At 66.2% G+C, this 6,989-nt stretch carries 8 protein-coding genes; all 8 read left to right on the forward strand.

Annotated elements, in window-relative coordinates:
* The first annotated feature begins 28 nt into the window (after positions 1 to 28).
* Genes AAHM40_RS21920 through AAHM40_RS21955 form a run of 8 tightly spaced genes read left to right on the forward strand, consistent with a single transcriptional unit; the run spans position 29 to position 6,930 of the window.
* The gene (locus AAHM40_RS21920) at positions 29 to 865 is read left to right on the forward strand and encodes a polysaccharide deacetylase family protein (protein ID WP_342246538.1); all 837 of its coding nucleotides are present in this window, start codon (positions 29 to 31) and stop codon (positions 863 to 865) included.
* Complete coding sequence (locus tag AAHM40_RS21925) at positions 865 to 1,938, forward strand: C45 family peptidase (protein ID WP_342246539.1); 1,074 nt, start codon at positions 865 to 867, stop codon at positions 1,936 to 1,938. Before AAHM40_RS21920 ends, AAHM40_RS21925 begins: the two co-directional genes overlap by 1 nt.
* 35 nt (positions 1,939 to 1,973) lie before the next feature.
* Positions 1,974 to 2,390: a VOC family protein gene (locus AAHM40_RS21930; protein ID WP_342246540.1), complete on the forward strand. Its 417-nt coding sequence runs from the start codon at positions 1,974 to 1,976 to the stop codon at positions 2,388 to 2,390.
* A 26-nt stretch (positions 2,391 to 2,416) separates the two neighbouring features.
* Positions 2,417 to 3,232, forward strand: coding sequence for an SDR family NAD(P)-dependent oxidoreductase (locus AAHM40_RS21935; RefSeq protein ID WP_342246541.1), 816 nt, complete (start codon positions 2,417 to 2,419; stop codon positions 3,230 to 3,232).
* Positions 3,233 to 3,268: 36 nt separating this feature from the next.
* Entirely contained in the window at positions 3,269 to 4,285 is a 1,017-nt protein-coding gene (locus AAHM40_RS21940) for a Rieske 2Fe-2S domain-containing protein (protein ID WP_342246542.1), read from the forward strand.
* A complete protein-coding gene (locus tag AAHM40_RS21945) occupies positions 4,282 to 5,244 on the forward strand; it encodes a PDR/VanB family oxidoreductase (RefSeq protein ID WP_342246543.1) in 963 nt (320 codons plus the stop codon). The genes AAHM40_RS21940 and AAHM40_RS21945 overlap by 4 nt, the downstream gene beginning before the upstream one ends.
* A gap of 15 nt (positions 5,245 to 5,259) precedes the next feature.
* Complete coding sequence (locus tag AAHM40_RS21950; protein ID WP_342246544.1) at positions 5,260 to 6,159, forward strand: cation diffusion facilitator family transporter; 900 nt, start codon at positions 5,260 to 5,262, stop codon at positions 6,157 to 6,159.
* A gap of 39 nt (positions 6,160 to 6,198) precedes the next feature.
* Positions 6,199 to 6,930 (forward strand): TorF family putative porin, encoded by a 732-nt coding sequence (locus AAHM40_RS21955; protein WP_446731603.1) that lies wholly within the window; start codon positions 6,199 to 6,201, stop codon positions 6,928 to 6,930.
* The last annotated feature ends 59 nt before the right edge of the window (positions 6,931 to 6,989 follow it).

The following is a 6,989-nucleotide window of genomic DNA, read 5'->3' on the forward strand; positions in this document are numbered from 1 at the left end:
CCAGATAACGCCAGAAGGAACCACCCTGATGAGCACCGATAACAAGGCCCGCCTTGCGTGGCCGAACAAGAGCCCTGTTGCCGTTTCACTGACCTTCGACGTGGACGCGGAAGCTGGCCTGCTGGGCGAAAGCCCGACCTTCGCCCGCCGCCTGACCAGCCTGTCCGAGGGTCGCTTCGGCGTCACCCGTGGCGTGCCGCGCATCCTCGAACTGCTGCGTCGCCACAAGATTCCGGCGTCTTTCTTCGTTCCCGGCCATACCGCAAACCTGCACCCCGGTCTGATCGAGCAACTGCTCGAAGACGGCCACGAAGTGGGCCATCACGGCCACATGCACCTGCGCAGCGACCGCATTTCCGTCGCCGAGCAGGAAGACGAAATGGAGCGTGGGCTGGAGGCCCTGACCCGCGCCGGCGCGCCGAAACCCGCAGGCTACCGGTCCTCGTCATGGGAACTGACCCCGGAAACCTTCGAGCTGGTCCTGGCCAAGGGCTTCGCCTACGACTCCAGCTGCATGGGCGACGACCGCCCCTACTACGAGACCTGGAACGGCGCTTCCATCCTCGAACTGCCGGTGCACTGGTCCCTGGACGACTGGCCCATGTTCGGCTGGGGCATCGATAACGGTGGCAACTTCACCCACCCGCGCACCCTCGCTGACACCTGGCTTGCCGAGTACGAATCGGCCCGCCGCGACGGCCGCCACACCACCTTTACCATGCACCCGGAGGTAATCGGCCGCGCTGCGCGCTTCGAGCAACTGGAGCGCTTCGTCGAGCGACTGGTGAGCGATGGCGATGTCTGGTTCGCACGCCTGGACGACGTGGCGAAGCAGGTCGCTCCGCAACTGAAGAAGGTGGCCTGATGAGCATTCGTTTCCGCTCCACTGCCGTCGAGCCGGCCGCCCGAGGCCTGGAATTCGGCCGCGTACATGCCGGGAAAATCCACGCGACGGTCGAGCGCTACAGCGCCCTGTTCCAGCGTGTGGCAACCCGGCCCTACGACATGCTCGCCCTGGGCAGCCAGTCGCTGGCGCGCATCGCCTCCTTCGCTCCGCCGCTGTATGACGAAATCCTCGCCATGGCCGAAGGCGCCGCCATCGAGCCCTCGTACCTCGGCGCCATCAACGCGCGGACCGAAATCCTCGCCTTCCTCGGCGCGCAGTTGCGTGGCGAGTGCTCCACCGTGGTCCGCCTGGAACCCTTCAGCGGCACGCCCGCTACCGCGCAGACCTGGGATTGGTACGCGGAATTCGCTGACCACTGGCTGACCTGGGAAATCCCCCATGCCGACGGCAGCCTGACCACCACCGTCACCGAGTTCGGCATCGTCGGCAAGGCGGGGGTCAACAGCCGGGGACTGGGCGTGCACTTCAACATCCTCCACCACGCCCACGACGGCCAGGGCATCGGCGTGCCGGTTCACGTGGCCTCGCGCTGGATGCTGGACAGCTGCAACGACATCAACCAGGCGCTGCAATTGCTGGGCTCGGCCAAGGTGTCCGCCTCCAGCTCGTTGACCCTGATCGCAGCGAAGGAGAACTCCAGCGCCGCCGTTTCCGTGGAACTGCACCCCGGCGGACCGGGCCTGGTGTTCCCCGACGCCGATGGCCTGCTGGTGCACACCAACCATTTCCTTTCCAGCCCGGCGCGGGAGTTCGACACCGAGCCCGCCGCCTACCCGGACACCCTGGTGCGCCATGACCTGCTGGTGCGCCGCCTGTCCGGCCGCGAGGGGCTGACGCCGCAGAAGCTGCTGACCGCGCTGAACAGCCACCTCGGTGGCGGCGCCGCGCTCTGCTGCCACCCGGCCCCGGCCCAGCCTGCGGCAGGCCAGTACGCCACCCTGGCCAGCATCGTCATCGATGTTGCCAACGGCACCCTCACCGCCCTGCCCGGCGGCCCTTGCGGCCATCCGGAATGGCTCGACAACAACTGATCGATTTCACCCCAAGGCAACCAAGGAGCCATCCCATGCTCACGCTCAAACGCCTCGACAACATGGACATCCTCACCAACGACGTCCAGCGCCTGGTGGACTTCTACCACGGCACGCTCGGCCTCGGTTTCTTCCTGCCCTACGTGGCCGAAGAGAAGTGGGCCGCCATCGAGATGGGCAACGTCACCCTGTACATCTTCCACACCACCGATACCACACCGGTTGAACGCCGCACTGCGGTGAACCTGGAAGACAAGCCCGGATTCGACTCCTTCGCCTTCGAGGTGGAGAACCTCGACGCCGCCATCGACTACCTCGACGGCAAAGTGGAATGGGTGACCGCCGAGCCCATCGAGTGGCAGCACCCCAATGGCACCCATTACCGCTACCGCCCGATGTTCGACCCGGACGGCAACATGTTCTACGTCACCGAGCCGCACAAGACCGTCTGACCGCACCACCCCATCGGAGAAACCCCATGACTGCTGCAACCCAAGGGGCCCTGGCTACCCAGGCGCCCGAGGCGGTGCTCGCCCTGTCGCCGGCCGCCCAACGCCTGGAGGGCCGCGTCGCCCTCGTTACCGGAGCCGGCCGTGGCGCCGGCCGTGCCCACGCTCGCCTGCTGGCATCCCGTGGCGCGGCGGTGGCCATCGTCGACATCGATGAAGACGTGGCCCGCGCCACTGCCACCGAGATCGAAGCCGCCGGTGGCCGCGCCATCGCCCTGGTCGCCGACGTCACCGACCGTCCGCTGGCCGAGCGCCTGGTGGCCGAGGTGGCGAAAACCCTTGGCGGGATCGACATCCTCGTGCACAACGCCGGGATGATGTATTCGCTCAAGGGGCTCGCCGAAACCGACGACGCCAACTTCGACCGCCTGCTGGCGATCAACGTCCACGCCCCGCTCTACCTCACCCGCGCCGCCTTGCCGCACCTGCGCAAGAGCCGCGCCCCGCGCGTGATCTTCATCAATTCGCAATGGGGCCAGGTACCCGACGGCCACTCCTACGGCTACATGGTCGGCAAGGCGGCCCAGTTGGGCCTGATGAAAACCATGGCCAAGGAATTCGTCAGCGAAGGAATCCTGGTCAACGCCATCACCCCCGGCGCCATCCTCACCCGCATGGTTCCGGAGGAATACGTGGAAGGCGAGAAGGCCAACATCCCGCTGGGTCGCCTGGTCCACCCCGAGGAAATCGCCGCCGCCGTGGCCTTCCTCGCATCCGACGAAGCCGCGTTCATCGCCGGCCAGGCCCTGCCGGTGAACGGCGGTGCCCTGGTCGTCGGCATCTGAACCCGAGAACAAGAAATACGCCGTGAGGAACTACCCATGAACACCCCCCTTCCGCAACGCCAGCGCGCCGAACAGGCCATGCGCCGCCAATGGTTCCCGGTCGCCCGTTCGGCGGACCTGGCCACCCCGCAATCCGCCACCTTGCTGGGCCAGCGCCTGGTGGTGTATCGCACAGAATCCGGCAAGGCCGTGGTACAGGACGCCCGCTGCCCGCACCGCGGCGCCGACTTCGCCCTGGGCAAGGTGCACGGCGAGAACATCGCCTGCCCCTACCACGGCTGGCAGTTCAGCGCCGAAAGCGGCAAGTGCAGCCACATCCCATCCCTGGAAGACCCGTGCAAGATCCCACCGCAGGCGGCCATTCGCACCTACCCGGCCGTCGAGCGTTTCGCCCATGTCTGGACCGTACTGGAAGAACCGGCCACCGAGCTCTACAACCCCGCGCAATGGCGGGGACCGGAGCTGGACTGGCTGGCCGCCACGCCGCTGGAATCGCCCACCGGCGTTGCCGTGGCCATCGAGAACTTCCGCGACGTCGCGCACTTCCCCTTCGTCCATGAAGTGTCCATGGGGCCGAGCAAGCACATCGTCGAACCGCTGAACGTCAAGCGCGAAGGCCTGGACATCTGGATGCAGCGACCGCTGGACGCCGGTGACGGCGACTGGGCCAACGATGGCGACTGCATGATGTTCTATCACTGCGTCGCACCGGGCCTGGCGAGCATCACTTATGACTACGAGCGCCTGGGCAAGCGCATTGTCGCCGGCTTCCCCAGCCCGGTGGCCTACGACGAGGTGAAGATCTTCTGGGGCGTAGCCAACGAGCGTGCCTACAAGGGCCTGTCCCTCGAGGAATGCCTGCGCATCGAGGAAATGGTCTACCTGGAAGACATGCCCATCGCCGCCGGCATCTGGCCGCGCGAGATCGACTGGGACGGCTTTTTCGTCGAGCACTCGGTGCCGGCCGACCTCTTCACCCTCAACTACCGCCGTGCCTTCCGCGAATTCATCGAGCGCGCGAACCAGCCGGTGGCGCCGCAGGTGGTGTCGTGAGCGCCCTGGCTGCGCAGGTCGAGGTACAGATCACTGGCATGCGGCTGGAAGCCGAAGGCGTGATCTCCCTCGAGCTGCAAGCGGCCGACCGCGCTCCGCTGCCGGAGTGGAATCCGGGGGCGCACATCGACCTGCTGTTGCCCTCGGGGCTGGTGCGCCAGTACTCCCTGTATGGCGACCCGCAAGACCGCTCACGCCTCTCCATCGGCGTGCTACTCGATGCCAAGGGCCGGGGCGGCTCGCGGGAAGTCCATGAGGGGCTGCGGGTCGGTCAGCGCATCGGCATCCGTGGTCCGCGCAATGCCTTCCCGCTCGCCGCTGGCCAGCGTTATCTCTTCGTTGCCGGGGGGATCGGCATCACGCCGATCCTCGCCATGGCCCGCGAGGCCCAACGCGCCGGTGCCGACTGGCAGTTGATCTACGGGGGCCGCTCGCGCAATTCCATGGCCTTCATCGATGAGCTGCTGGCCCTGGGCGGAGATCGCGTGTCCATCCAGCCGGCCGATGAAACCGGCCTGCTCGACCTGGAAGAGATCGCCGCCCGTGCCGCCGATGGCCGCCACGTGTACAGCTGCGGCCCGGCTCCCCTGCTGGATGCGTTGACCGAACGCTTCAAGGTGGACGGCCTCGCCGAGCGCCTGCACCTGGAACGCTTCGCCCCGTCGGCGCCCGCGCCCTGCACCGATAACGGCCAGGGCCTGACGGTAATCCTCGCCCGCAGCGGCCGCGAGGTGGCGGTGCCGGACGACCTCACGATCATGCAGGCCCTGCGCGAAGCCGGCTGCAACGTGTCGTCCTCTTGCGAGCAGGGCGTATGCGGCATGTGCGAGACCCGCGTACTGGCCGGCGAAGTCGATCACCGCGACATGCTGCTGACCGACGCCGAACGCGAGCGCAACAACGTCATGATGGTCTGCGTGTCCCGCGCGCGGACCCCGACCCTCACCCTGGATCTGTAAAGGAGGCATCTCGGGATGGCCGGGATTGAACAGCGCATCCTCAAGGTGTCGATCCTGGCCACCGCCCTGGTGGCCTGTGGCGGCATCGCCTTCGGCCTCTGGGCCGGCTCGCAGTCCATCGTTTTCGACGGGCTGTTCAACGCCATCGATTCCTGCATGGCAGTGCTTTCGCTGATGGTGTCGCAGCTTCTGGTGAAGCAGCCAGGCCGGCATTTCCAGCAGGGTTACTGGCATTTCGAGCCGCTGGTGCTGGCGCTCAATGGCAGCATACTCGTGCTGCTCTGCGTCTATGCACTGATCAACTCGGTCAGCGGCCTGATGCGCGGTGGACACGCCCTGGCGTTCGACACGGCGCTGATCTACGCACTGGTCACCCTGGCCTGTTCAGCGCTGATGCTCGGCTATCAGCGACGCCGCAACCGCAGCCTGAAGTCCGAACTGATCCAGCTGGATATCCAGAGCTGGCTGATCTCCACCCTGATAACCGCCGCCCTGTTGCTGGCCTTCGTTGCCGGTTTCCTCTTACAGGGAACACGCTGGCAATGGCTCGCGCCCTACATCGACCCGGCCATCCTCGCCCTGCTTTCGCTGCTGCTGATACCCGGCCCACTGCGAACGGTGATCAAAGCGCTGAAGCAGGTCCTACGCATCACCCCCGAAGCGCTGGACCACGATATCAGCGGGCTGATGACGGACATGACCCGGCGCTATGGCTTCGAGTGCAGTTCCCACTCGGTGGCCCAGATTGGCCGGGGTCTGTTCGTCGAAATCCAGATCGTGCTGCCCGAAGCCATGGACCGCTGGCGGGTTTCCGAGCTGGACGCCGTACGCGCGGAAATCGCCGCCGCCATTGGCCGCGAAGGGCCCAATCGCTGGCTGGCGATCGCCTTCACCCGTGATCGCCGCTGGATCTGAACCACCCCACCGCAAGAAGAAGAAAAAGGAGAAAGTCCCTTGAACCACGCCCTGAAAATGGCCGTGGCCGGCACCCTGCTGGCCAACTGCAACCTCAGTCAGGCCATTACCCTCAACGATGATTTCAGTGTGGCCCTGGAGGCGAGCCTGCTCAGCGACTACCGCATGCGCGGCCTGTCCCAGACCCTCGGCGACCCGGCGATCCAGGGCTCAGCCACCCTGCTCCACAGTAGCGGCCTCTATGTCGGAGCCTGGAGTTCGAACGTCGACTTCGGAGGACCCAGCAAGACCCGCCAGGAACTGGACGGCTACGCCGGCTACTACTGGCAGGCCACCGACGACGTGAGCCTGGATGTCGCCTGGTACAAGTACGCCTACCCCAAGGAAGGTGGCCTCAACTACAGCGAGTACTTCGCCGAACTGAAGGCCTATGGCGCCAAGGTGGGCGGCTACTACTCCGACGACCTCTACGGCGACCAGAGCATGCTCTACAGCTACGTCGGCTATGGCTTCACCCTGCCTGCCGACGTGGGCCTGGAAGCCCGCTATGGCCGGGTGGACTACAAGGACCCGGTGTGGATCTCGGCCAGCGGCAGCGCCCGTGACAGCTACAACGAGTGGGAGCTGAAGCTCGGCAAGAGCCTGTTCGGCTTCGATTGGTCCCTGAGCTACATCGACACCGACCTGTCGCAGGCCGAGTGCGCCAACTACCTCGGCTTCGACAACCTCTGCTCCGCCACGCTGGTGGCCGGAGTCGGCAAGACCTTCTGAGTGAAGGGGGGGGGGCCCCCCCCGGCGCCCCCCGCGGGGGGGCCAAGAGGGTGTGTAAA

The organism is Pseudomonas sp. OTU5201 (genome assembly GCF_038440135.1).
In the GTDB taxonomy this organism is placed as follows: Bacteria; Pseudomonadota; Gammaproteobacteria; order Pseudomonadales; family Pseudomonadaceae; genus Metapseudomonas; species Metapseudomonas resinovorans.